The organism is Enterobacter sp. R-25 (assembly GCF_049913205.1).
Lineage (GTDB): Bacteria > Pseudomonadota > Gammaproteobacteria > Enterobacterales > Enterobacteriaceae > Enterobacter > Enterobacter ludwigii.
In genome coordinates this window covers 980842-1004242 of sequence record NZ_CP183982.1, presented here as the reverse complement: position 1 = coordinate 1004242, position 23401 = coordinate 980842, and the positions used below count along the sequence as shown (strand labels likewise).

The 23401-nt window shown below is 55.0% G+C and carries 25 protein-coding genes; 13 read left to right on the top strand and 12 right to left on the bottom strand.

Annotated features, from left to right (window positions below):
• Nucleotides 1–12: 12 nt before the first annotated feature.
• The 5 genes from cyoB to ACN9MQ_RS04730 all read left to right on the top strand — a co-directional run bounded on the left by cyoB (nucleotide 13) and on the right by ACN9MQ_RS04730 (nucleotide 5344).
• On the top strand, nucleotides 13–2004 hold the full coding sequence (gene cyoB / locus ACN9MQ_RS04750; protein ID WP_014168864.1) for a cytochrome o ubiquinol oxidase subunit I: 1992 nt from the start codon (nucleotides 13–15) through the stop codon (nucleotides 2002–2004).
• Complete coding sequence (locus ACN9MQ_RS04745; RefSeq protein ID WP_014168863.1) at nucleotides 1994–2608, top strand: cytochrome o ubiquinol oxidase subunit III; 615 nt, start codon at nucleotides 1994–1996, stop codon at nucleotides 2606–2608. Before cyoB ends, ACN9MQ_RS04745 begins: the two co-directional genes overlap by 11 nt.
• Nucleotides 2608–2934 (top strand): cytochrome o ubiquinol oxidase subunit IV, encoded by a 327-nt coding sequence (locus ACN9MQ_RS04740; protein ID WP_006176899.1) that lies wholly within the window; start codon nucleotides 2608–2610, stop codon nucleotides 2932–2934. The genes ACN9MQ_RS04745 and ACN9MQ_RS04740 overlap by 1 nt, the downstream gene beginning before the upstream one ends.
• 11 nt (nucleotides 2935–2945) lie before the next feature.
• Complete coding sequence (gene cyoE, locus ACN9MQ_RS04735; RefSeq protein WP_014168862.1) at nucleotides 2946–3833, top strand: heme o synthase; 888 nt, start codon at nucleotides 2946–2948, stop codon at nucleotides 3831–3833.
• Between the two features lie 149 nt (nucleotides 3834–3982).
• Nucleotides 3983–5344 carry an MFS transporter gene (locus ACN9MQ_RS04730; protein ID WP_426021416.1) on the top strand — a complete coding sequence of 454 codons (1362 nt, stop codon included), beginning with the start codon at nucleotides 3983–3985 and terminating at the stop codon, nucleotides 5342–5344.
• A 32-nt stretch (nucleotides 5345–5376) separates the two neighbouring features.
• Here ACN9MQ_RS04730 and ACN9MQ_RS04725 read toward each other — a convergent pair whose 3' ends face one another.
• Nucleotides 5377–5868, bottom strand: coding sequence for a YajQ family cyclic di-GMP-binding protein (locus ACN9MQ_RS04725; protein WP_020885215.1), 492 nt, complete (start codon nucleotides 5866–5868; stop codon nucleotides 5377–5379).
• Nucleotides 5869–6071: 203 nt separating this feature from the next.
• Here ACN9MQ_RS04725 and panE point away from each other — a divergent pair, with 203 nt between their 5' ends.
• Together panE and yajL are read left to right on the top strand one after the other, a co-directional pair.
• Nucleotides 6072–6983 carry a 2-dehydropantoate 2-reductase gene (gene panE / locus ACN9MQ_RS04720; RefSeq protein ID WP_014168859.1) on the top strand — a complete coding sequence of 304 codons (912 nt, stop codon included), beginning with the start codon at nucleotides 6072–6074 and terminating at the stop codon, nucleotides 6981–6983.
• Nucleotides 6946–7539, top strand: coding sequence for a protein deglycase YajL (gene yajL / locus ACN9MQ_RS04715; RefSeq protein ID WP_426021417.1), 594 nt, complete (start codon nucleotides 6946–6948; stop codon nucleotides 7537–7539). Before panE ends, yajL begins: the two co-directional genes overlap by 38 nt.
• Before the next feature lie 45 nt (nucleotides 7540–7584).
• Here yajL and thiI read toward each other — a convergent pair whose 3' ends face one another.
• The gene (thiI, locus tag ACN9MQ_RS04710; protein WP_014168857.1) at nucleotides 7585–9033 is read right to left on the bottom strand and encodes a tRNA uracil 4-sulfurtransferase ThiI; all 1449 of its coding nucleotides are present in this window, start codon (nucleotides 9031–9033) and stop codon (nucleotides 7585–7587) included.
• Nucleotides 9034–9345: 312 nt separating this feature from the next.
• On the opposite strand from thiI, the gene xseB reads away from it, so the two are divergent.
• From xseB to ACN9MQ_RS04690, 4 genes are all read left to right on the top strand, one after another.
• Complete coding sequence (gene xseB, locus ACN9MQ_RS04705) at nucleotides 9346–9588, top strand: exodeoxyribonuclease VII small subunit (RefSeq protein WP_008503331.1); 243 nt, start codon at nucleotides 9346–9348, stop codon at nucleotides 9586–9588.
• Nucleotides 9589–10488, top strand: a complete 900-nt coding sequence (ispA, locus tag ACN9MQ_RS04700; RefSeq protein WP_014168855.1) for a (2E,6E)-farnesyl diphosphate synthase — start codon at nucleotides 9589–9591, stop codon at nucleotides 10486–10488. It begins immediately after the preceding gene.
• A gap of 24 nt (nucleotides 10489–10512) precedes the next feature.
• A complete protein-coding gene (dxs, locus tag ACN9MQ_RS04695) occupies nucleotides 10513–12375 on the top strand; it encodes a 1-deoxy-D-xylulose-5-phosphate synthase (protein ID WP_025204969.1) in 1863 nt (620 codons plus the stop codon).
• A gap of 63 nt (nucleotides 12376–12438) precedes the next feature.
• Nucleotides 12439–13413, top strand: a complete 975-nt coding sequence (locus ACN9MQ_RS04690) for an aldo/keto reductase (protein WP_014168853.1) — start codon at nucleotides 12439–12441, stop codon at nucleotides 13411–13413.
• Between the two features lie 81 nt (nucleotides 13414–13494).
• Here the strand turns inward: ACN9MQ_RS04690 and thiL are convergent, their stop codons facing one another.
• From thiL to nrdR, 5 genes are all read right to left on the bottom strand, one after another.
• A complete protein-coding gene (gene thiL, locus ACN9MQ_RS04685; protein ID WP_020885221.1) occupies nucleotides 13495–14466 on the bottom strand; it encodes a thiamine-phosphate kinase in 972 nt (323 codons plus the stop codon).
• A 78-nt stretch (nucleotides 14467–14544) separates the two neighbouring features.
• Entirely contained in the window at nucleotides 14545–14964 is a 420-nt protein-coding gene (nusB, locus tag ACN9MQ_RS04680; RefSeq protein ID WP_006809908.1) for a transcription antitermination factor NusB, read from the bottom strand.
• A gap of 21 nt (nucleotides 14965–14985) precedes the next feature.
• Nucleotides 14986–15456, bottom strand: coding sequence for a 6,7-dimethyl-8-ribityllumazine synthase (ribH, locus tag ACN9MQ_RS04675; RefSeq protein ID WP_006176874.1), 471 nt, complete (start codon nucleotides 15454–15456; stop codon nucleotides 14986–14988).
• Between the two features lie 87 nt (nucleotides 15457–15543).
• Entirely contained in the window at nucleotides 15544–16647 is a 1104-nt protein-coding gene (gene ribD / locus ACN9MQ_RS04670; protein WP_063925420.1) for a bifunctional diaminohydroxyphosphoribosylaminopyrimidine deaminase/5-amino-6-(5-phosphoribosylamino)uracil reductase RibD, read from the bottom strand.
• Between the two features lie 4 nt (nucleotides 16648–16651).
• Nucleotides 16652–17101, bottom strand: a complete 450-nt coding sequence (nrdR, locus tag ACN9MQ_RS04665) for a transcriptional regulator NrdR (RefSeq protein ID WP_426262677.1) — start codon at nucleotides 17099–17101, stop codon at nucleotides 16652–16654.
• 152 nt (nucleotides 17102–17253) lie between these two features.
• Between nrdR and ACN9MQ_RS04660 the strand changes: the two genes are divergently transcribed.
• Entirely contained in the window at nucleotides 17254–17793 is a 540-nt protein-coding gene (locus ACN9MQ_RS04660; RefSeq protein ID WP_025204974.1) for a DUF3251 domain-containing protein, read from the top strand.
• A gap of 266 nt (nucleotides 17794–18059) precedes the next feature.
• Nucleotides 18060–18944, top strand: a complete 885-nt coding sequence (locus ACN9MQ_RS04655) for a nucleoside-specific channel-forming protein Tsx (RefSeq protein WP_025204975.1) — start codon at nucleotides 18060–18062, stop codon at nucleotides 18942–18944.
• Between the two features lie 48 nt (nucleotides 18945–18992).
• Here the strand turns inward: ACN9MQ_RS04655 and ACN9MQ_RS04650 are convergent, their stop codons facing one another.
• The 5 genes from ACN9MQ_RS04650 to yajC form a co-directional block, all read right to left on the bottom strand.
• Nucleotides 18993–19673, bottom strand: coding sequence for a helix-turn-helix transcriptional regulator (locus ACN9MQ_RS04650; protein WP_014168847.1), 681 nt, complete (start codon nucleotides 19671–19673; stop codon nucleotides 18993–18995).
• 14 nt (nucleotides 19674–19687) lie between these two features.
• Nucleotides 19688–20053 carry a VOC family protein gene (locus tag ACN9MQ_RS04645; protein WP_426021418.1) on the bottom strand — a complete coding sequence of 122 codons (366 nt, stop codon included), beginning with the start codon at nucleotides 20051–20053 and terminating at the stop codon, nucleotides 19688–19690.
• A 142-nt stretch (nucleotides 20054–20195) separates the two neighbouring features.
• Complete coding sequence (gene secF, locus ACN9MQ_RS04640) at nucleotides 20196–21167, bottom strand: protein translocase subunit SecF (RefSeq protein ID WP_020885225.1); 972 nt, start codon at nucleotides 21165–21167, stop codon at nucleotides 20196–20198.
• 10 nt (nucleotides 21168–21177) lie between these two features.
• Nucleotides 21178–23025 (bottom strand): protein translocase subunit SecD, encoded by a 1848-nt coding sequence (secD, locus tag ACN9MQ_RS04635; RefSeq protein WP_014168844.1) that lies wholly within the window; start codon nucleotides 23023–23025, stop codon nucleotides 21178–21180.
• Between the two features lie 27 nt (nucleotides 23026–23052).
• Nucleotides 23053–23385: a preprotein translocase subunit YajC gene (gene yajC / locus ACN9MQ_RS04630; protein ID WP_000007630.1), complete on the bottom strand. Its 333-nt coding sequence runs from the start codon at nucleotides 23383–23385 to the stop codon at nucleotides 23053–23055.
• Between the last annotated feature and the right edge of the window lie 16 nt (nucleotides 23386–23401).

Here is a 23401-nt window from a genome sequence, read left to right as displayed (position 1 = left end):
CCGAGGAAGAAAATGTTCGGAAAATTGACACTGGATGCAGTGCCCTACCATGAACCCATTATCGTGGTTACGGTTGCTGCAATTATCATCGGTGGCGCAGCCTTACTGGCCTTGATCACTTACTTCGGTAAGTGGAGCTACCTGTGGAACGAGTGGCTGACTTCGGTTGACCACAAAAAACTGGGTATCATGTACTGCATCGTCGGTATCGTCATGTTAATTCGTGGCTTTGCGGATGCGATCATGATGCGTAGCCAGCAGGCACTCGCGTCTGCGGGTGAAGCCGGCTTCCTGCCGCCGCATCACTACGACCAGATCTTTACCGCCCACGGCGTTATCATGATCTTCTTCGTGGCGATGCCGCTGGTTATCGGTCTGATGAACGTTGTCGTTCCGCTGCAAATCGGCGCGCGCGACGTAGCGTTCCCGTTCCTGAACAACCTGAGCTTCTGGTTCACGGTTGTCGGCGTTATCCTGGTTAACCTGTCACTGGGTGTGGGCGAATTTGCGCAGACCGGCTGGCTGGCTTACCCGCCGCTTTCGGGAATTGAGTACAGTCCGGGCGTTGGCGTCGATTACTGGATTTGGGCACTTCAGCTCTCCGGTGTCGGTACAACCCTGACCGGTATCAACTTCTTCGTGACCATTATCAAGATGCGTGCCCCTGGCATGACCATGTTCAAGATGCCGGTATTTACCTGGGCATCTCTGTGCGCCAACATCCTGATTATTGCATCATTCCCAATTCTGACCGTCACCATCGCGCTGCTGACCCTGGACCGCTACCTGGGCACCCATTTCTTTACCAACGATATGGGTGGCAACATGATGATGTACATCAACCTGATTTGGGCCTGGGGTCACCCGGAAGTGTACATCCTGGTTCTGCCGGTCTTCGGTGTGTTCTCCGAAATCGCAGCAACCTTCTCGCGTAAACGTCTGTTTGGTTACACCTCACTGGTGTGGGCAACCGTGTGTATTACCGTTCTGTCGTTCATCGTTTGGCTGCACCACTTCTTCACCATGGGTGCTGGCGCGAACGTAAACGCCTTCTTCGGTATTACGACCATGATTATCGCAATCCCTACCGGGGTTAAGATCTTCAACTGGCTGTTCACCATGTACCAGGGCCGTATCGTGTTCCACTCAGCAATGCTGTGGACTATCGGCTTCATCGTCACCTTCTCCGTGGGTGGGATGACCGGTGTACTGCTGGCGGTACCGGGTGCTGACTTCGTTCTGCACAACAGTCTGTTCCTGATTGCGCACTTCCATAACGTTATCATCGGTGGTGTGGTCTTCGGCTGCTTCGCTGGCGTAACCTACTGGTGGCCAAAAGCGTTCGGTTTCACCCTGAACGAAAAATGGGGTAAACGCGCATTCTGGTTCTGGATCATCGGCTTCTTCGTTGCATTTATGCCGCTGTACGTGCTGGGCTTCATGGGTATGACCCGTCGTCTGAGCCAGCAGATTGATCCACAGTTCCACCCAATGCTGATGGTTGCAGCGGGCGGTGCCGTGCTGATTGCTTGTGGTATCGCGTCTCAGCTGATTCAGTTCTACGTTTCTATTCGCGACCGCGATCAGAACCGTGACCTGACCGGTGACCCATGGGGTGGCCGTACGCTGGAGTGGGCAACCTCTTCTCCACCACCGTTCTATAACTTCGCCATTGTGCCGCAGGTCCATGAACGCGACGCATTCTGGGAAATGAAAGAAAAAGGTGAAGCGTACAAGCAACCTGCTCATTACGAAGAGATCCACATGCCGAAAAACAGCGGTGCGGGCATTGTTATTGCCGCCTTCGCAACGGTATTTGGCTTCGCAATGATCTGGCACATCTGGTGGATGGCGATTGTTGGCTTCGCCGGCATCGTAATCAGCTGGATTGTGAAGAGCTTTGACGAGGACGTAGACTACTACGTACCAGTCCGTGAAGTCGAAAAACTGGAAAACCAGCATTTCGATGAGATTTCTAAAGCGGGGCTGAAAAATGGCAACTGATACTTTGGCGCACTCTACTGCCCACGCGCATGAACATGCGCACCACGATACAGGACCGACAAAAGTCTTCGGTTTCTGGATCTACCTGATGAGCGACTGCATTCTGTTCTGCTGTCTGTTCGCAACGTATGCCGTTCTGGTGAACGGCACTGCGGGCGGCCCGGCTGGCAAGGACATCTTTGAACTGCCGTTCGTTTTGGTAGAAACCGCGCTGCTGCTGTTCAGCTCCATCACCTACGGCATGGCGGCTATCGCCATGTACAAAAACAACAAGAGCCAGGTTGTCTCCTGGCTGGCGTTGACATGGCTGTTTGGTGCTGGCTTTATCGGGATGGAAATCTATGAATTCCATCACCTGATTATGGAAGGCTTCGGGCCGGATCGTAGTGGCTTCCTGTCTGCGTTCTTCGCACTGGTCGGGACCCACGGTCTGCACGTAACGTCTGGTCTGATCTGGATGGCAGTACTGATGTTCCAGATCTCCCGTCGTGGCCTGACCAGCACTAACCGCACGCGTATCCTGTGCCTGAGCCTGTTCTGGCACTTCCTGGACGTTGTGTGGATCTGTGTGTTCTCTGTTGTATATCTGATGGGGGCGATGTAATGAGTCATTCAAACGATCATGGCGCTTCCCACGGTAGCGTAAAAACCTATATGACAGGTTTCATCCTGTCGATCATTCTGACGGTGATCCCGTTCTGGATGGTGATGAGCGGTTCTGCGTCTAAGCCGGTTATTCTGGGTGCAATCCTGGTAACCGCGGTGATTCAGATTCTGGTGCATCTGGTTTGCTTCCTGCACATGAACACCAAGTCCGATGAAGGCTGGAACATGACGGCTTTCATCTTTACCGTGATTATCATCGCTATCCTGGTAGTCGGTTCCATCTGGATTATGTGGAACCTTAACTACAACATGATGGTTCACTAAGAGCGGCGAGTATGTTTAAGCAATACCTGCAAGTCACGAAACCAGGCATCATCTTTGGCAACCTGATCTCCGTAATTGGGGGGTTCCTGCTGGCCTCTAAAGGCAGCATCGATTACACCCTCTTTATCGCTACGCTGGTCGGTGTGTCGCTGGTTGTTGCATCCGGTTGTGTATTTAACAACTACATCGACATGGATATCGACAAGAAGATGGAAAGGACTAAAAATCGGGTGCTGGTTAAAGGCCTGATCGCCCCTTCCGTCTCGCTGGTGTACGCCACCTTGCTGGGTATTGCTGGCTTTATGCTGCTGTGGTTTGGCGCTAACCCTCTGGCCTGTTGGCTGGGGGTGATGGGGTTCGTCGTCTATGTGGGCGTTTACAGCCTGTATATGAAACGCCACTCCGTCTACGGAACGCTGATTGGTTCTCTCTCCGGCGCTGCGCCGCCGGTGATTGGCTACTGCGCCGTCACGAACGAGTTCGACAGCGGTGCGCTGATCCTGCTGGCTATCTTTAGCCTGTGGCAGATGCCGCACTCCTATGCCATCGCGATTTTCCGCTTTAAGGATTATCAGGCAGCGAACATCCCGGTTCTGCCGGTCGTGAAGGGCATTTCCGTGGCTAAAAACCACATCACGCTGTACATCATCGCCTTTGCCGTGGCAACGCTGATGCTCTCTCTGGGCGGTTACGCCGGGTACAAATACCTGGCGGTAGCGGCTGCGGTGAGCGTCTGGTGGCTCGGCATGGCCCTGCGCGGCTACAAAGTGGAAGATGACAAGGTCTGGGCACGTAAGCTGTTCGTGTTCTCCATTGTCGCTATCACTTCGCTGTCGGTGATGATGTCCGTTGATTTCATGGTGCCTGATTCACACAACCTGCTGACTTACGTCTGGTAAGTCACACCTGGTGAATAAAAGGGTGCTTCGGCACCCTTTTTTATTCATCGAATCCATTAATAACGCATGTAATATTTGTTAAATAACCCTTTATTTACCCCGCCCCTTCCCCGCACTACACTATGGCCTGCTTTTGAATTGAGGTGGTAATGAACGATTATAAAATGACGCAAGGCGAATTGCGCGCGACCTGGGGTTTAGGGACTGTTTTCTCGCTACGGATGCTTGGCATGTTTATGGTCCTGCCTGTTCTGACCACGTACGGCATGGCGCTACAGGGTGCCAGCGAAGCGCTGATTGGCCTGGCGATTGGCATCTACGGTCTGGCTCAGGCGGTATTTCAGATCCCATTTGGTCTGCTCTCGGATCGGGTAGGTCGCAAACCGCTGATTGTCGGCGGCCTGCTTATTTTTGTGCTCGGCAGCGTGATAGCCGCCCTCTCCCACTCCATCTGGGGAATTATTCTTGGTCGCGCCCTGCAGGGCTCTGGCGCGATTGCCGCCGCCGTGATGGCGCTGCTGTCAGACTTAACGCGTGAGCAGAATCGCACCAAAGCGATGGCGTTTATCGGCGTGAGCTTTGGCGTCACTTTCGCGATTGCGATGGTGCTCGGGCCTATCATCACCCATAAACTCGGTCTGCATGCCCTGTTCTGGATGATTGCCGTGCTGGCGACCGTCGGTATTGCGCTGACCCTTTGGGTGGTGCCGGACAGCAAAAACCACGTCCTTAACCGTGAATCCGGGATGGTGAAAGGCTGCTTCAGCAAAGTGCTGGTGGAACCGCGCCTGCTTAAACTTAACTTCGGCATTATGTGTCTGCACATCCTGCTGATGTCGACCTTTGTCGCCCTTCCCGGTCAGCTTGCCGCTGCGGGCTTCCCCGCTGCGGAGCACTGGAAAATCTATCTGGTGACCATGCTGATTTCGTTCGTTTCGGTCGTGCCGTTCATCATCTACGCCGAAGTGAAACGCAAGATGAAGCGCGTCTTCATTGGCTGCGTGGCGGTGCTGCTGATTGCCGAGATTGTACTCTGGGGATCCGGCCCGCACTTCTGGGAACTGGTGGCCGGCGTGCAGCTCTTCTTCCTGGCCTTTAACCTGATGGAAGCCCTGCTGCCATCGCTGATTAGCAAGGAGTCCCCGGCCGGCTATAAAGGCACAGCAATGGGGATCTACTCCACCAGCCAGTTTATCGGCGTGGCTATCGGGGGCTCGCTCGGCGGCTGGGTGGACGGCCTGTTTGATTCGCAAACCGTGTTCCTCGCGGGCGCACTGCTGGCGATGGTCTGGCTGCTGGTCGCCAGCAGCATGAAAGAGCCGCGCTACGTCAGCAGTCTGCGGGTCGAAATCCCTGAGGATGTTGAGATTACCGACGCGCTAAAACAGCGTCTTGAAGCAACAGAGGGGGTAAGTGAAGTGCTTATTGCCCCACAAGAGCGCAGCGCTTACGTCAAAATAGACAGTAAAGTGACTAACCGCTTCGAAATCGAGCAGGCTCTCAAAGCCTGAAAAAATGCCCGGTGAAACCGGGCATTTTTGTCTTAATCGCGGAAGTTCTTGAACTGGAACGGCTGCCCCAGATCGCCGCCACGTACCAGCGCCATAACGGCCTGCAGGTCATCGCGGGATTTACCGGTCACACGAATTTCTTCACCCTGGATTTGCGCCTGAACCTTCAGCTTGCTGTCCTTGATGAGCTTAACGATCTTCTTCTGAACCGCGCTCTCAATACCCTGCTTCAGTTTGGCTTCGACAAACCAGTTTTTACCGCTATGCACAAACTCGTCTGGTACATCCAGTGAGGTGCCTTCAATGCCGCGTTTAAGCAGCTTGGCGCGCAGAATATCCAGCAGCTGGTTAACCTGGAAATCAGATTCGCTCAGGACCTTAATGGTCTTATTCGCATCGTTCAGCTCGAAAGTGGCCTCAACGCCACGAAAGTCGAAACGTGACTCAACTTCACGGCTTGCGTTTTCAACGCCGTTGCGGACTTCCTGGATATCAACTTCGGAAACAATATCGAAAGATGGCATCTTTTCTTCTCCCTTCATTTTTGTTGCGTTGCATAATACCCGCTACAAGGCAGATACCCCAAATAATTCGAGTTGCAGCTATCCCTGGCCGTTCACGTGAGGAAACACCGCACAGATGTCACAGGGTTTACTCAACAGAAGCTTAGCTGACGGCGCTATACTTAGGCCGTAACACCTGGCGCAGTTGCAGGTGAGGAGGAACAATGAAAATTACAGTGCTCGGATGCGGAGCCCTTGGACAGCTATGGCTGACCGCGCTTTGCAAGCACGGACATGAGGTACAGGGCTGGCTGCGCGTGCCCCAGCCCTATTGCAGTGTGAACCTGATTGACGAAGACGGAAGTATATTCAACGAATCACTCACCGCGAACGATCCGGATTTTCTGGCGCAAAGCGATCTGCTGCTGGTCACGCTCAAAGCATGGCAGGTATCAGATGCGGTAAAGACGCTGGCCGCGCAACTTCCCCCAGACTCCCCCATCCTGCTGCTGCATAACGGCATGGGAACCATTGATGAGCTGAAAAGCATCCCGCATCCCTTGTTAATGGCGACCACCACGCACGCTGCACGCCGCGATGGCAACATTATCGTGCATGTCGCCAGCGGCGTAACGCACATGGGCCCCGCCCGTACGCAGGATGGCGACTACAGCTATCTGGCGGATGTTCTGCAGAAGGTGCTGCCGGACGTGGCCTGGCATGACACTATCCGCCCGCAGCTGTGGCGCAAGCTGGCGGTTAACTGCGTGATCAATCCGCTGACGGCGCTGTGGAACTGCCCGAACGGGGAACTGAAAAATCATCCGCAGGAAATTGCCACCCTGTGCGCGGAGGTCGCCTCGGTTATCGAACGTGAAGGCCTGCATACCTCGGCGGAGGATTTACGCTATTATGTTGAGCAGGTAATTGAAAGTACTGCAGAAAACATCTCCTCGATGTTGCAGGACATTCGGGCATTACGCCACACAGAGATTGATTACATCACGGGCTATTTGCTCAAACGCGCCCGCGCCCACGGCATTGCCGTGCCGGAAAATGCCCGTCTGTATGACCTGGTTAAACGTAAGGAGAGTGAATATGAGCGCGTCAGCACTGATCTGCCTCGCCCCTGGTAGCGAAGAGACAGAAGCCGTCACCACCATTGATTTGATGGTGCGCGGCGGCATTAACGTGACCACCGCCAGCGTCGCCAGCGACGGTAATCTGACCATCACCTGTTCACGGGGCGTAAAAATCCTCGCCGATGCACCGCTTGTGCAGGTGGCCGACGGGGATTACGACATCATCGTACTGCCGGGCGGCCTGAAGGGCGCGGAGTATTTTCGCGACAGCCCGCTCATGGTCGAAACCGTCAGGCAATTCCATCTGTCGGGGCGCATCGTGGCGGCAATTTGTGCCGCAGCCGGCACGGTTCTGGTGCCGCATAACATTTTCCCGATCGGGAATATGACCGGTTTCCCGGGACTGAAAGAGACCATTCCTGAAGAGCAATGGGTGGATAAACGTGTGGTCTGGGATCCGCGCGTCAATCTGCTCACCAGCCAGGGGCCGGGTACCGCGATCGATTTTGGACTGAAGATTATCGACCTGCTGGTCGGGCGTGAGAAAGCCTACGAGGTGGCGTCGTCGTTAGTAATGGCAGCGGGGATTTATAATTTTTACGAAGCGTAGCGTGTAAAGAAAGCCGGGTAAGCGAAGCCGCCACCCGGCAAACGGTTAAGGGCGATAGACCTTCACATTTGCAAAGCCCTGCTCGCGCAGATACAGTGCCTGCAGACGGCTCATCACCCCGCGCTCGCACCACAGCAGATATGTTTTGCTCTGGTCGAGATCGCCGAATTTGGTGCTCAGCTTGTAGAACGGCAGAGAAACCACGTCCACGCCTTCAACCTGCAGCGGTTTGTCATCCTGTTCATCAATGGAACGGATATCCAGAATCGCATCGTTGGCACCGAAACCGCTGACGGTTTCAACTTCAACCACTTCCTGCTCGGTCTGCTGGGCAATCTCGCGGATATCGATGTTGGTCGCTTCCGCCACCACCTTCTCCAGAATGCCGAAATCGAAGTTCTCTTCTTCGGCTTCGATTTTCGCCTTCACCGCTTTGACGGTCGGGCTTTTTGAGATCACGCCGCAGTATTCCGGCATGGTGCGGGCAAAATCTTCGGTACCGATTTTGCGCGCCAGATCGATGATGTGCTCTTTATCGTAGGAGATCAGCGGACGCAGGATCAGGGTATCCGATACGTTGTCGATAAGACGCAGGTTGGTCAGAGTCTGGCTGGAGACCTGCCCCAGCGCTTCACCGGTAACCAGCGCCTGCACGCCGTAGCGCTCCGCCACTTTGGACGCTGCACGCACCATCATGCGTTTCAGCACCACGCCCATCTGACCGTCGTCCACTTTTTCAAGGATTTCGCCGACCACTGGCTCAAAGTTGATCGCCACAAAACGCACGCGGTGGGAGCTGCCGAAGCGGTTCCACAGATAGTGCGCAACCTGACGCACGCCGATTTCATGCGCCGCACCGCCCAGGTTAAAGAAGCAGTAGTGTACGCGGCAGCCGCGGCGCATCAGCATATAGCTGGAAACACCGGAGTCGAAACCGCCGGAGATCAGCGACAGGACATCTTCCTGCGTGCCGATTGGGAAACCGCCGATACCTTCATAACGGCCTTTCACCAGCAGCAGGCGATCGTTTTCGATCTCCAGGTTAACGGTCACGTCCGGGTTAGTCAGGCGCACGCGCGCGCTCTCAACGTGCTGATTGAGGCCGCCACCCACATAGCGTTCCACTTCAATGGAGCTAAACTCATGCTTACCACGACGCTTCACGCGCACGCAGAAGGTTTTGCCTTCAATCTGATCGCGGTACTGCACCAGCGCTTTTTCAAAAATGTCATGCAGGGAGGTGTAAGGAACGTCTTCCACTTCCAGAATATGGTGAATGCCCGGAATACGGGTCAGCGCGTCGCGAATATCCTGACGTTTGTTTTCATCTTTCGCGCGAACCTCAACGTGGTCCCAGTGACGCACCACGGCGAGCGTTTCGTCGTAGTGTTTTAATACGTTACGAATGTTCCCGGTGAGAATTTTAATAAAGCGCAAACGCACAGATTGGCTTTTGATGGTGATTTCAGGGAACAATTTAATGATAAACTTCATGGCGGCAATGTTTCTTAGGCAAGCTTAAGGCTTGTAATGGAAAATGAAATATACACAAAATCATTCAGGTGGCATCAACGCGGCGAGCCACAGCCCCCTGCAAGCTTACGCGAGTAAGTAACGGAAAGGCGCAAACGTAGCCCAAACAGAGACAACCTGAAGGATGACGTGTATAGCAGCCCACACCCGTGGCTGCATCCAGGCGCGCAAGTATATCATCTTCACGCCGCTCCTGTGCACATTGCGCGTTATTTGATAATTGCCCCGAGTCCGTTACCATGTCGGGGCTGAGAATATAAGAGTCAATTCACTATGCCGAAGAAGAACGACGCACCGGCCAGTTTTGAAACTGCGCTGAGTGAGCTGGAGCAGATTGTCACCCGCCTTGAGAGCGGCGATTTACCCCTGGAAGAGGCGCTCAATGAATTCGAGCGCGGCGTGCAGCTGGCGCGCCAGGGGCAGGTCAAACTGCAGCAGGCCGAGCAGCGCGTGCAGATCCTGCTGTCCGACAGCGAAGACGCTAAAACTACGCCATTCACACCGGACGCCGAGTAAATGGATTTCGCCAACGAGCTTCAGGCATGCGTCGCGCGTGCCAACGATGCGCTGCGCCGTTTTATTGAGCCACAGCCTTTTCAGAACACTCCACTGGTTGAAGCCATGCACTATGGCGCACTCTTGGGTGGAAAGCGCCTGCGTCCGTTTCTGGTCTACGCCACGGGCAATATGTTTGGTATCAGCGCTAACACGCTGGATGCCCCGGCAGCCGCCGTTGAGTGCATCCATGCCTACTCGCTGATCCATGATGATTTGCCGGCCATGGACGACGACGATCTACGTCGTGGCCAGCCTACCTGCCACATCAAGTTTGGCGAAGCGAATGCCATTCTGGCGGGGGATGCCCTGCAAACCCTGGCGTTCTCGATTCTGAGCGATGCGCCGATGGCCGAAGTGGCCGACCGTGACCGTCTGTCGATGATCTCTGAACTGGCAATGGCCAGCGGCGTCGCCGGTATGTGTGGCGGTCAGGCACTGGATCTGGAAGCGGAAGGACGTCAGGTTAATCTGGAACAGCTGGAGCGTATTCATCGCCATAAAACGGGCGCATTGATTCGTGCAGCCGTTCGTCTGGGCGCCCTGAGCGCGGGTGAACAGGGGCGCAAAGCCCTGCCGATACTGGACAGATACGCAGAAAGTATCGGTCTGGCATTCCAGGTTCAGGATGACATTCTGGATGTGGTGGGCGATACTGCAACATTGGGTAAACGTCAGGGTGCGGATCAGCAGCTTGGCAAAAGTACCTACCCCGCCCTGCTGGGTCTTGAGCAAGCCCAACGTAAAGCCCGGGATCTGATAGAGGATGCCCGCCAGTCGCTGAATCAACTGGCCGCGCAATCACTGGATACTTCGGCACTGGAAGCGCTAGCGGACTATATAATCCAGCGTGATAAATAAACACACTATCTCGATGAGCCTTTGATGAGTTTTGATATTGCCAAATACCCGACACTGGCGTTAGTTGACTCCACCCAGGAGTTACGCCTGTTGCCGAAAGAGAGCCTGCCGAAGCTGTGCGATGAGCTGCGTCGCTACCTGCTCGACAGCGTAAGCCGCTCCAGCGGCCATTTCGCCTCCGGGCTTGGCACGGTAGAGCTGACCGTGGCGCTACACTATGTCTATAACACGCCGTTCGATCAGCTCATCTGGGATGTCGGCCACCAGGCCTATCCGCATAAAATTCTGACCGGACGTCGCGATAAAATTGGCACCATTCGTCAGAAAGGCGGCCTGCATCCGTTCCCATGGCGTGGCGAGAGCGAGTACGACGTATTAAGCGTTGGGCACTCCTCCACCTCAATCTCTGCGGGTATCGGTATTGCGGTGGCAGCCGAAAAAGAGAATAAACAGCGTCGTACCGTCTGCGTCATTGGCGACGGGGCGATCACTGCCGGAATGGCCTTTGAGGCCATGAACCACGCGGGCGATATCAAGCCAGACATGCTGGTTATCCTTAATGATAACGAAATGTCGATTTCCGAAAACGTGGGCGCGCTGAACAACCATCTGGCGCAGCTGCTCTCCGGCAAGCTTTACTCCTCGCTGCGCGAAGGCGGCAAAAAAGTCTTCTCCGGCGTACCGCCAATCAAAGAACTGCTTAAACGCACCGAAGAACACATCAAAGGCATGGTCGTGCCGGGTACGCTGTTTGAAGAGCTGGGCTTTAATTATATTGGTCCGGTGGACGGGCATGACGTTCTGGGGCTTGTCACCACGCTGAAAAACATGCGTGACCTGAAAGGCCCGCAGTTCCTGCATATCATGACCAAAAAAGGCCGTGGATACGAACCGGCGGAAAAAGATCCCATCACCTTCCACGCGGTACCGAAATTCGACCCGAGCAGCGGTTGCCTGCCCAAAAGCAGCGGCGGCATGCCGAGCTATTCAAAAATCTTTGGCGACTGGCTGTGTGAAACCGCCGCTAAAGACAATAAGCTCATGGCGATCACCCCGGCCATGCGTGAAGGTTCTGGCATGGTGGAGTTCTCCAAAAAATACCCGGACCAGTATTTTGACGTTGCCATTGCCGAGCAGCACGCGGTGACCTTCGCGGCAGGCCTGGCGATTGGCGGTTATAACCCGGTTGTCGCCATTTATTCCACCTTCCTGCAACGCGCCTACGACCAGGTGATCCATGACGTTGCCATCCAGAAGCTGCCGGTCCTGTTTGCTATTGACCGCGCAGGCATTGTGGGTGCTGACGGCCAGACGCACCAGGGGGCATTTGACCTGTCGTTCCTGCGCTGCGTCCCGGATATGGTCATCATGACGCCAAGCGATGAGAACGAATGTCGTCAGATGCTGTTTACCGGCTACCACTATCAGGATGGCCCTAGTGCGGTGCGCTACCCGCGCGGCAATGCCGTCGGCGTTGAACTGCAGCCGCTGGAAAAACTGCCGATAGGTAAAGGTCTGGTGAAGCGTCGCGGTGAGAAAGTGGCGATCCTGAACTTTGGTACGCTGATGCCGGAGGCCGCGAAAGTGGCTGAAACGCTGAATGCGACCCTCGTGGATATGCGCTTTGTGAAGCCGCTCGACGAGGCCCTGATCCTGAGCATGGCGGAATCTCATGACGTGCTGGTCACGCTGGAAGAAAACGCCATCATGGGCGGTGCGGGCAGCGGCGTAAACGAAGTGCTGATGGCTAACCGTAAAGCCGTGCCGGTACTGAACCTTGGTCTGCCGGATCATTTCATTCCGCAAGGTACGCAGGACGAAGCCCGTGCGGCGATTGGCCTGGATGCGTCCGGCATTGAGTCGAAAATCCGTTCCTGGCTTGCCTGATCCCTCCCCTTTTCCGCTCCTGCTATGCTTAAACGTATTGTTTAAAAAAGCAGGAGCGGAACCATGCAATACACGACATTAGGAAAAACAGACCTTCAGGTTTCCCGACTTTGCCTGGGATGCATGACCTTTGGCGAGCCAGACCGGGGAAATCACGCCTGGACGCTGCCGGAAGAGAGCAGCCGCCTTATCATCAAACGCGCACTCGACGGCGGGATTAACTTTTTTGATACTGCCAACAGTTACTCCGACGGCAGCAGCGAAGAAATTGTCGGCCGCGCCCTGCGCGATTTTGCCCGCCGTGACGATGTGGTCGTCGCCACCAAGGTATATCACCAGGTGGGTGATTTGCCTGAAGGCCTTTCCCGTGCGCAAATCCTGCGATCCATTGATGACAGCCTCCGGCGTCTGAATATGGATTATGTCGACCTGCTACAAATCCACCGCTGGGATTACAACACGCCGATTGAAGAGACGCTGGAAGCCCTTAACGATGTGGTTAAGGCCGGGAAGGCGCGTTACATCGGCGCATCGTCTATGCACGCTTCGCAGTTTGCCTCAGCGCTTGATCTTCAGGCGCAGCACGGCTGGGCACGGTTTGTCACCATGCAGGATCACTACAACCTTATCTATCGTGAAGAAGAGCGCGAGATGCTGCCGCTCTGCTATCAGGAAGGTGTAGCGGTGATCCCATGGAGTCCCCTGGCGCGCGGACGCCTCACCCGACCATGGGGAGAGACCACTGCCCGCTCGGTGTCGGATGCGTTCGGTAAAACCTTATACGAAGGTACAGAAGCCAGCGATGCGTTGATCGCCGAGCGTTTAGCGGGGATTGCCGATGATACCGGTGCCACGCGTGCGCAGGTAGCGCTGGCGTGGTTGCTGAGCAAACGCGGAGTCGCGGCACCGATTATCGGTACATCGCGGGAAGAACAGCTGGATGAGTTGTTGAGTGCCGTTGATTTAACGCTGACGCCTGAGCAAGTCGCCGAGCTGGAAACGCCGTACCAGCAGCATCCGGTGGTAGGGTTTAAGTAAGCCCTCGCCCTGCCCGTCTCCCAAAAGGAGAGGGAACAAAACCCCTCGGCCGGGTAAGCGCAGCGCTACCCGGCAGACGAATCACGCAAAGTGGTCGTAACCCTTCCAGTCAAGCGTAACCGGCGCGCCATCACGCACAAATTTCAGCCCTTCGCTTTCCGGCATAATCTGTCCGATACAGGTAAACTTCGCCCCAAGGTGAGCTAGCGCCACGTCCAGCGTTCCCCGGTTCAGCTCCGGTACGGTAAAGCACAGCTCATAATCTTCGCCGCCGGAGAGCGCCCAGCGCAGAGCCTGCTCGGGTTCCACATGGCGAAGCAATGGCTCTGACAGCGGGAACAGATCCAGATCTACGCGCGCGCCCACACCGCTGGCTTTCAGAATATGGCCGAGATCGGAGATAAGCCCGTCAGAGAGGTCGATAGCCGAGCTTGCCCGCTCGCGCAACGCCTGGCCGTGCAAAATACGCGGCGTTGGGCGCAGATGGCGTTTCACCAGATATGCCGCATCGTCGGCATCCTTGACGCGTAAGCGGTCCTGGAGGATCGCCAGCCCTGCGGCGCTGTCGCCCGGCGTGCCGGTCACGTAGATCCAGTCACCCGGCTTTGCGCCCGAGCGTTTCAGCGCCCGGCCCAGCGGGACATAGCCGTGGATCGCAAGCGTCATCGACAGCGGCCCGGCAGTGGTGTCACCGCCAATCAGCTGCATATCGTAGTAGTTGAGCTGATCAAACAGCGCATCGCTAAAGGCTTCAAGCCAGTCTTCGTCCACCTCGGGCAGCGTCAACGCCAGCGTCAGCCACGCGGGATCGGCGCCCATGGCCGCTAAATCGCTTACGTTGACCGCCAGCGCTTTATACGCCAGATCGGCGGGATCAATATCAGGTAAAAAATGACGTCCGCACACTAAGGTGTCGGTGCTGATTGCCAGCGTCTGTTTTTCGGGAATATTGAGAAGTGCACAGTCATCGCCAATGCCGGTTTCAACATCAAGACGAGAGGTTCTGACACGGTCGAAATAACGGGCAATCAGGGAGAATTCGCCGCATGCCATACGTTATGCCTCAGCAAATTAAATAAAAAAACCGGAGCCGCACTGCCCGGCAGGCAATGCAAAACTCCGGTTTGCGAATCACTTTTTGTGGGGACGGATCGCAGGTGCGGCTTTATCCAGCACGCCGTTTACAAATTTATGGCTGTCTTCAGCACCGAAGGTTTTCGCCAGTTCGATCGCTTCGTTGATGGCCACTTTGTACGGCACATCATCACGTTTAGACAACTCAAACAGCGCGATACGCAACACTGCTTTCTCAACCTGACCCAGCTCTTCGAGCAGACGGGACAGGTATGGCTTCATCAGACCATCGAGATACGCGCTATTAGTCGCCACTCCCGACAGCAGTTCACGGAAGTACAGAACGTCAACGTCTTTCACGTCCTGTTCTGACAGGAACTGGTATTCAACATCAGCGATGTCGTTCTGGGACAACTGCCAGGAGTAAAGTGCCTGGACGGCACATTCACGGGCGCGGCGACGAGCAGCAGGTTTCACGGAATTCCCCTTACAAAAAAATCAGGCCTTAATGGCTTTCAACACATTGATCATTTCAAGCGCGGTCAGTGCAGCTTCTGCACCTTTGTTACCGGCTTTGGTACCAGCGCGCTCAATGGCTTGTTCAATACTTTCGGTAGTCAGCACGCCAAACGCGACAGGAATTTCTGCATCCTGCGCAACGTGTGCCAGACCATTGCTTGCACCGCCTGCAACGTATTCGAAGTGTGCAGTGCCGCCACGAATAACGGTACCCAGCGCAATCACCGCGTCGTATTTACCGGTTTTCGCCAGCGCGCCCGCTGCCAGTGGCAGTTCATAAGCACCTGGAACCCAAACAACGGTAATGTTGTCATCTTTAACCTGGCCGATACGTTTCAGGGCGTCAATGGCACCTTCCAGCAGGCTGTCGTTGATGAAGTTGTTGAAACGCGCAATGGTGATGGCGACGCGAGCGTCCGGGGTAGCTACAGCAGCTTCAATAATGTTCATACTCTTCCTTTACGGGTTCATTTGGCCCCGCAGGGGGGCGGATTTTATCATAATACTTTGCGCACTGCTTCCCTATTTCAGGAGCAATTACGCTGGCGTTAAATGGAGACAGACATCCGGACCCACCGGACGAATCTCGCTAAATTTGAGTTGCGGTGCATCACCAAGTTTTTCAAGACCCGGCAGCACAAACAGACCACGCGCATCGTTACCCAACAGTTTAGGTGCTACGTAGACAATCAGCTCATCCACCAGCCCGGCCTGCAGCAGCGCGCCGGCCAGCGTCGGCCCCGCTTCTACCCAGATACTGTTCACCTGTTGCTTACCAAGCAGCATCATCAGCACCACTAAGTCGAGGTGCCCGTTATGCTCTGGCACCATGATGCTGCGTACGCCTTGCGGCCATTCACGCGCATCGTCCTGCGTGCGTGCAATCCAGGTTTCGCCCGGCTGTTGCACGATGCGGTGCGCAGGCGTGATGCGATTCTGGCTATCGATGACAATACGCAGCGGCTGACGCAGGTTTTCCTGCGGGTAGCACGCCTGGGTATCGGCATTCAGTTCATCCCAGCGCACGGTCATGGCAGGATTATCAGCCAGAACCGTTTCACTGCTGGTGAGGATAGCATGGCTTTGCGCGCGCAGACGTTGCACATCGCGCCTTGCCTGCGCAGAGGTGATCCACTGGCTCTCGCCGTTCGCCATCGCCGTGCGACCATCCAGTGAGGCCCCAAGCTTAAGCTGAATGTACGGGAACCCGGTGCGCATGCGCTTCAGGAAGCCTTTGTTGATCGCTTCTGCATCCTGCATCATCAGACCGTGACTGACGTCAATCCCTTCCTGCTGCAGTCGATACAGGCCGCGTCCGGCAACCTGCGGATTGGGATCCTGCATCGCCGCGACAACGCGCGCGACACCCGCTGCAATCAGTGCTTCGCAGCACGGCGGGGTACGGCCGTGGTGGCTGCAGGGTTCCAGCGTCACGTAGGCCGTTGCACCGCGCGCCTTTTCGCCGGCCATGCGCAGGGCATGAACTTCGGCATGGGGCTCACCGGCACGGTAGTGAAACCCTTCGCCCACGATCTCGCCATCGTTGACAATGACGCACCCGACGTTAGGGTTGGGATGGGTGGTAAAACGACCGCGCTGCGCCAGCTTCATGGCTCGCGCCATGTAAATCTCATCCTGCATGAGCTTAATCCTGTAAGCGGGCGATCTCTTCGCCAAACTCTTTGATATCTTCGAAACTGCGGTACACAGAGGCGAAGCGGATATAGGCGACCTTATCGAGCTTTTTCAGTTGCTCCATCACCAGGTTGCCAATCATCTTGCTTGGCACCTCGCGCTCACCCAAACCACGAAGGTAAGATTTTATGTGGTTTAACGCCATTTCGACGTCATCTGCACCGACAGGGCGTTTTTCCAGCGCCTTGAGCATCCCGCTGCGCAGTTTCTCTTCGTTAAACGGCTCACGCACGTCGTTACTTTTTACCACGCGCGGCATTACCAGCTCTGCAACCTCAAAGGTCGTGAAACGCTCGTTGCACACCAGACATTGCCGGCGGCGGCGTACGGAAGACCCTTCGCCCACAAGGCGAGAGTCGATAACTTTGGTATCCACAGCGGAGCAGAATGGGCAATGCATACGGTATCCCTGTTATGTGGTTAACTGATTTTCATTTTACCCTGATCTGGCCTGACAACAAAGGAAGAGCTTTTTGAGACAAAGGATCTATGCCTGTTGATGCGATGCTGGCTACCATTACGGAGATCCGTTATTTCAAGGAAATAAACGCAATGACAAGACGTTACCTGAAAATATTGCTGGTGGGGAGTCTGTTTACCCTTAGCGCCTGTGCACAGCAAACCGAAGTCCGTCAAATGAAACAAAGCGTGAATACGCTCAATACCGCGATGGACAAACTGAACAAAGAAACCGTGAAGATCACCCAGCAAAACGCGCTGAATGCCAAATCCAGCAGCGGGGTTTATCTGCTGCCCGGGTCTAACACCCCGGCGCGCCTTAACAGCCAGATTGGCACGCTGAAAATGTCGCTGGTTAACGTGGCGGCCAATGCGGATGGTACTCGCGCAACATTACGCATTCAGGGGGAATCCAACGATCCTCTGCCAGCCTTTAGCGGCACCGTCGAGTGGGGGCAGATTCAGGGCACCACCGAGAACTATCAGGAAGTGAACGTGAAGAGCCAGCTGTTCACCGCACCCGCCAGCGTGCTGGCCCCGAGCGATGTTGACATTCCGATCCAGCTGAACGGACTTACGCCGGATCAGTTAGGTTTCATCCGCATTCACGATATCCAGCCCGCCGCGCAGTAATCCCCTTTCAGCGGAGTGCAATGTCACTCCGCTAACATTTACAATCCGCAAAGATTGGCAACAGAAATCATTGCCGCTACAATCCCCGCCGTTTAAAGTACGCAAACGTGAACGCAATCGATTACGCGTGTGAGAGATATGTGAAACAACACATATTTTTGTGAGCAAGGATTCCTATAATAGGCTCCGCAGAAACACGAAATATTTAGAAACGCAATTCGCGCATTTTTCACTCCCGGAAGGGAATTTCAATCAGTGGCATGATTATGAAAAAAACATTACTCGCGGCTGGCGCCGTGCTGGCACTCTCCTCCACTTTCACTGTTAACGCAGCGGAAAACGATAAACCACAATACCTCTCCGACTGGTGGCACCAGAGCGTTAACGTGGTCGGCAGCTATCACACCCGTTTCGGACCACAGATCCGCAACGATACCTACCTGGAGTACGAAGCCTTCGCCAAGAAAGACTGGTTCGATTTCTACGGCTATATGGATGCACCGGTCTTCTTCGGCGGTAACACCGATGCGAAAGGTATCTGGAACCACGGTTCACCCCTGTTCATGGAGATCGAACCCCGCTTCTCCATTGATAAGCTGACGGGCACCAGCCTGGCGTTTGGTCCATTCAAAGAGTGGTACTTCGCGAACAACTACATCTACGACATGGGCCGTAACGCGTCCGGTCGTCAGAGCACCTGGTATATGGGTCTGGGTACCGACATCGATACCGGTCTGCCAATGAGCCTGTCCCTGAACGTCTATGCGAAATACCAGTGGCAGAACTACGGTGCCGCGAACGAAAACGAGTGGGATGGCTACCGTTTCAAAGTGAAATACTTTGTGCCAATTACCCAGCTGTGGGGCGGTAACCTGAGCTATATCGGTTTCACCAACTTTGACTGGGGTTCAGACCTGGGCGACAACGACTTCCGTGATCTGAACGGTAAGAAAGCGCGAACCAACGACTCCATCGCCTCCAGCCACATCCTGGCGCTGAACTACGATCACTGGCACTACTCCGTTGTTGCGCGTTACTGGCACAACGGCGGTCAGTGGAACGATGACGCAAGCCTGAACTTCGGCAATGGCGACTTCAGCGTACGTTCTACCGGTTGGGGTGGTTACCTGGTTGTCGGTTACAACTTCTGATGTGAAAGAAGGCAAAAACGGACAAAGCCAGCTGATATGCTGGCTTTTTTATTGCTTCACCTTACGCAGAAAATCCGCCAGCGATCGCTCCGCGCTTTCGCTAAAACGCCTCTGCGTGAGCGTAATATTCAGACACCTGTCGAGCCGGAAGCAGCGGTAGTCATCACGCCGTTCACACCACGCGGCCAGCAGCCAATGCTCTCCCCAGAAGAACAGCCCCAGCGGCTGAATGTCGCGCCATGTCAGATGCCCGGCTTCATCACGATAATGCAGCGCCAGTACGCACTGGGCAGAAATAGCCTGATGAATAACATCAAAGTCGCTGCGCGAATGCGGCTGAAGCGCAATATCCGGCGCATATATTCGCGTCTGCTCCGCCTTACGTCGGCTCTCCTCGGGCAGGATCGCCAGTACCTTCTCCTGCGCCGACTCAAGCTCACGCGAGAGCGAGTCGCCTCCCCAGGTTTTCAGCAGACGGATGGCGACCATCAGCGCTTCAGATTCTTTGTTCGTCAGCATCAGTGGAGGTAAGTCAAAACCCGACATCAGCCGATAGCCGCTTCCCGCCTCCCCTTCCACCGGCACGCCGGAAAGCGACAGGTCGCGGATATCACGGTATACGGTCCGTTCCGATACGCTCAACCTGTCCGCCAGATGCGCTGCCGTTGTCAGACGCCTGCCTCTCAGGATCTGCACAATCTGAAACAAACGGTCAGCGCGTCGGGTCATATCGTATTCAGCTCTCAGGCAGGTTGATGGAGGCCGACGCGATTACCTTCGCTGTCGGTAAACAAGGCTATGGTGCCAATGCCACGCGGCAATTCCAGCGGGCCAAACACGCACTCGCCACCCGCAGACGCGACGCGATCGAGCGTTGCCGCCAGGTTGTCAGTATGCAGGTAAATAATAGCGCCCTGTACGGACGGTGTAATGCCCTCAAATTTTGCCAGCGCGCCGCCGGTGGCCGGATCGTCATGCGGGAAAACGGCTAACTCAGCCACATCCATCTTCTCTCGTCTCAGCTGTACCTGCATCACGGGCTCATAAAATTTGATAGCGCGATCCATATCGGCGACCGGAATTTCAAACCAGTTAATTACACTCTTCATACATCCTCCTGCCTGTTGTTTGGGTTCGAAAAGAGTCTACGACAGGGCTCCTGACAGCATACTGTCAGGAGTGTTTGGCAGGAGCAGATAAAAAAAATCCCGGTCAACAGACCGGGATTTCAGGAACGAACGACACGTCGTCTTACGGCAGAATAGACGGCTGATCCGCCCCTTCTTTCTCGACTTTCTGCTGGAGCAGGTGCTCGCGCTTCATGCCAAGTTTCAGTGCCAGTGCGGAGGCGACGTAGATAGACGAAGCCGTACCGATAGAGACACCGATCAGCATGGTCAGCGAGAAGCCTTCCAGTACCGGGCCACCGAAGAGGAACAGCATCAGGATCACCATCAAGGTGGTTCCGGATGTGATCAACGTACGGTGCAGCGTCTGGGTCAACGACACGTTAAAGATTTCGTACGGCGTACCGCGACGGATCTTACGGAAGTTTTCACGAATACGGTCAGATACCACGATACTGTCGTTCAGTGAGTAACCGATAACGGACATCAGGGATGCCACGATTGTCAGGTCAATCTCAATGTGGAACAGAGACAGTATGCCCATGGTGATCACCACGTCGTGCGCCAGGGCGATAACCACACCCGCCGCCAGTCGCCACTCAAAGCGGAAACCGACGTACACCAGAATGGAGATCAAAGCCACCAGCAGCGCCATCGCACCAGTTTGCGCCAGGTCAGCACCTACGCTTGGCCCGACGAACTCGATACGCTTAACCGTCGCATGCTGGTTGGTTGTTTCGTTAACCACGTTAACAACCTTGCTGCCCAGCTCCTGGCTGCCGTTCGCATCGTGCACCGGCGGCATACGCACCATGATGTCACGGCTGCTGCCGAAGTTCTGTAGCAACGGCTCTTCAAAGCCCGCTTTCTGCAGAGACTGGCGCATCTGGTCCATATCGACCGGTTTTTCCAGGGAGATCTCAATTACCGTACCACCGGTGAAATCAAGACCCCAGTTAAAGCCTTTCACGCCCATCACGATAAGGGAGAGGATCAGCAGTAAACCTGAAATGCCGAAAGCCCAGTAGTCCCAGCGCATAAAGTCCCAGACTTTACGGCCGTGGTTCAATTGTTCAACAGTATATTCCTGTGCCACAACGCACTCCTCAGATAGACAGCTTTTTGACGCGCTTGCCGCCATACAGCAGGTTCACGATGGCACGGGTGCCGACAATAGCGGTAAACATTGACGTTGCAACACCGATACCGGTGGTGATCGCAAAGCCTTTGATAGCGCCAGTCCCCACTGCATACAGGATAAGAACCTTAATCAGTGTTGTTACGTTCGCATCGAAGATGGAGCTGAATGCCCCTTTGTAGCCTTCGTCAATCGCCTGCTGAACAGAGCGACCGTTGCTTAACTCTTCTTTGATACGTTCGTTTATCAGTACGTTGGCGTCGACCGCCACCGCAAGGGTTAAGACGATACCGGCAATCCCCGGCATGGTCAGCGTCGCCCCCGGCAGCAGAGACATGATGCCGATAATCAGCACCAGGTTCGCAACCAGTGCGCTTGTCGCAATCAGACCAAACTTCTTATAGAAGAAGATCATGAAGAGGATGGAGACCACCAGACCGGCCAGACACGCTTCCAGACCCTGCTTGATGTTTTGCATCCCCAGCGTTGGACCAATGGTACGTTCTTCAACAATCTGAATCGGTGCAATCAGCGCACCGGCACGCAGCAGCAGTGAAAGCTGACGCGCTTCGTTCGGGTTGTTGATACCGGTGATGCGGAAGCTGTTACCCAGACGAGACTGGATGTTGGCGATGTTAATCACCTCTTCCTCTTTCACCAGCACCGCGCGGCCGTTTGCATCTTTCTTACCGCTGTCTTTGTACTCCACGAACAGGGTCGCCATCGGTTTACCGATGTTGTCCTTGGTGAAGTTAGACATGATGTTACCACCCGCGCTATCCAGCGAGATGTTAACCTGCGGCTGGTTGTATTCGTCCTGGCTGGATGTGGAGTCGGTGATGTGGTCACCGGTCAGGATCACGCGTTTGTACAGCACAACTGGCTGACCTTCGCGGGTCTGTTTCACTTCCGAATCGCCCGGAATACGGCCAGCGGCGGCAGCGGACTGATCGACGTTGGAGTTAACCAGACGGAATTCCAGCGTAGCAGTTGCCCCCAGAATCTCTTTCGCACGTGCCGTGTCCTGAATACCCGGGAGTTCCACCACGATACGGTCAGCACCCTGACGCTGTACCAGTGGCTCAGCAACCCCCAGCTGGTTTACACGGTTACGCAGAATATTGATGTTCTGCTGAACGGCGTATTCACGGGCTTCTTTCAGGCGAGCATCGGTCATCACCGCGCGCAGCTGGTTGCTGCCCTGAGAGGTGATCACGAGGTCACGGTGACGTTGAGTCAGGTAATCTACAGCCTGATCGCGCGCCGCGCTGTCGCGGAACGTGATGCTCATACCGTAGTTATCTTCTTTACGAACGGTAGTGTAAGCAATGCCTTTTTCGCGCAGATCGCTGCGCAGGCTGTCGATGTTTTGTTCCTGCAGTTTGCCGAGCGCGGTATCCATATCCACTTCCATCAGGAAGTGAACACCGCCACGCAGGTCAAGACCGAGTTTCATTGGCTCTGCATTCAACGCAGCCAGCCAACGCGGGGTTGCAGGAGCAAGGTTAAGCGCCACGACGTATTTATCACCCAGCACGCCCATCAGCACTTCGCGAGCGCGGAGCTGCGTGTCGGTGGTGTCGAAGCGAGCAAGAATTGCGCCCTCTTCCAGAGCCACAGACTTAGCGGTAATTTTTTCTTCTTGTAACGATTTCTGGACCTGGATCAGCGTTTGCTCACTGGCGGCGACACCGCGCGCGCCAGTGATTTGAACAGCCGGATCCTCACCATACAGGTTGGGAAGCGCGTACAGCAGGCCGACGAGAATCACGGCGACCAGCATGATGTACTTCCACAAAGGATAACGGTTTAACACGGCAGTTCCCTTTGGGAAAAGTTGGGATTACAGCGCCTTCATGGTGCCTTTCGGCAGAACGGCAGCTACGAAGTCACGTTTGATAACCACTTCAGTGGTGTCGTTCAGGGCAATAGCAATGTAGCCACTTTCAGCCACTTTGGTTACGCGACCGACCAGACCACCGTTGGTCAGCACTTCATCACCTTTGGCAATGGAGTCCATCAGCTTTTTGTGCTCTTTGGTACGCTTCTGCTGTGGGCGCAGGATCATGAAGTAGAAGATCAGACCGAACACAACCAGCATCAGAATCAGAGACATCGGGCTGCCCTGCGCCGGAGCACCTGTTGCCGCTACCGCATCAGAAATAAAAAAGCTCATTCAAATTCCCTCATTA

What these genes read in the sequence shown, in the direction of transcription:
- ACN9MQ_RS04725 (WP_020885215.1), bottom strand. Translation starts at nt 5,868, where the DNA reads ATGCCATCTTTCGATATTGTTTCCGAAGTTGATATCCAGGAAGTCCGC.
- ACN9MQ_RS04660 (WP_025204974.1), top strand. Translation starts at nt 17,254, where the DNA reads ATGACAAGACGTTACCTGAAAATATTGCTGGTGGGGAGTCTGTTTACC.
- ACN9MQ_RS04690 (WP_014168853.1), top strand. Translation starts at nt 12,439, where the DNA reads ATGCAATACACGACATTAGGAAAAACAGACCTTCAGGTTTCCCGACTT.
- cyoB (WP_014168864.1), top strand. Translation starts at nt 13, where the DNA reads ATGTTCGGAAAATTGACACTGGATGCAGTGCCCTACCATGAACCCATT.
- dxs (WP_025204969.1), top strand. Translation starts at nt 10,513, where the DNA reads ATGAGTTTTGATATTGCCAAATACCCGACACTGGCGTTAGTTGACTCC.
- ribD (WP_063925420.1), bottom strand. Translation starts at nt 16,647, where the DNA reads ATGCAGGATGAGATTTACATGGCGCGAGCCATGAAGCTGGCGCAGCGC.
- yajC (WP_000007630.1), bottom strand. Translation starts at nt 23,385, where the DNA reads ATGAGCTTTTTTATTTCTGATGCGGTAGCGGCAACAGGTGCTCCGGCG.
- panE (WP_014168859.1), top strand. Translation starts at nt 6,072, where the DNA reads ATGAAAATTACAGTGCTCGGATGCGGAGCCCTTGGACAGCTATGGCTG.
- yajL (WP_426021417.1), top strand. Translation starts at nt 6,946, where the DNA reads ATGAGCGCGTCAGCACTGATCTGCCTCGCCCCTGGTAGCGAAGAGACA.
- ACN9MQ_RS04740 (WP_006176899.1), top strand. Translation starts at nt 2,608, where the DNA reads ATGAGTCATTCAAACGATCATGGCGCTTCCCACGGTAGCGTAAAAACC.
- ispA (WP_014168855.1), top strand. Translation starts at nt 9,589, where the DNA reads ATGGATTTCGCCAACGAGCTTCAGGCATGCGTCGCGCGTGCCAACGAT.
- ribH (WP_006176874.1), bottom strand. Translation starts at nt 15,456, where the DNA reads ATGAACATTATTGAAGCTGCTGTAGCTACCCCGGACGCTCGCGTCGCC.
- thiL (WP_020885221.1), bottom strand. Translation starts at nt 14,466, where the DNA reads ATGGCATGCGGCGAATTCTCCCTGATTGCCCGTTATTTCGACCGTGTC.
- ACN9MQ_RS04730 (WP_426021416.1), top strand. Translation starts at nt 3,983, where the DNA reads ATGAACGATTATAAAATGACGCAAGGCGAATTGCGCGCGACCTGGGGT.
- thiI (WP_014168857.1), bottom strand. Translation starts at nt 9,033, where the DNA reads ATGAAGTTTATCATTAAATTGTTCCCTGAAATCACCATCAAAAGCCAA.
- nrdR (WP_426262677.1), bottom strand. Translation starts at nt 17,101, where the DNA reads ATGCATTGCCCATTCTGCTCCGCTGTGGATACCAAAGTTATCGACTCT.
- ACN9MQ_RS04650 (WP_014168847.1), bottom strand. Translation starts at nt 19,673, where the DNA reads ATGACCCGACGCGCTGACCGTTTGTTTCAGATTGTGCAGATCCTGAGA.
- ACN9MQ_RS04655 (WP_025204975.1), top strand. Translation starts at nt 18,060, where the DNA reads ATGAAAAAAACATTACTCGCGGCTGGCGCCGTGCTGGCACTCTCCTCC.
- cyoE (WP_014168862.1), top strand. Translation starts at nt 2,946, where the DNA reads ATGTTTAAGCAATACCTGCAAGTCACGAAACCAGGCATCATCTTTGGC.
- xseB (WP_008503331.1), top strand. Translation starts at nt 9,346, where the DNA reads ATGCCGAAGAAGAACGACGCACCGGCCAGTTTTGAAACTGCGCTGAGT.
- ACN9MQ_RS04745 (WP_014168863.1), top strand. Translation starts at nt 1,994, where the DNA reads ATGGCAACTGATACTTTGGCGCACTCTACTGCCCACGCGCATGAACAT.
- ACN9MQ_RS04645 (WP_426021418.1), bottom strand. Translation starts at nt 20,053, where the DNA reads ATGAAGAGTGTAATTAACTGGTTTGAAATTCCGGTCGCCGATATGGAT.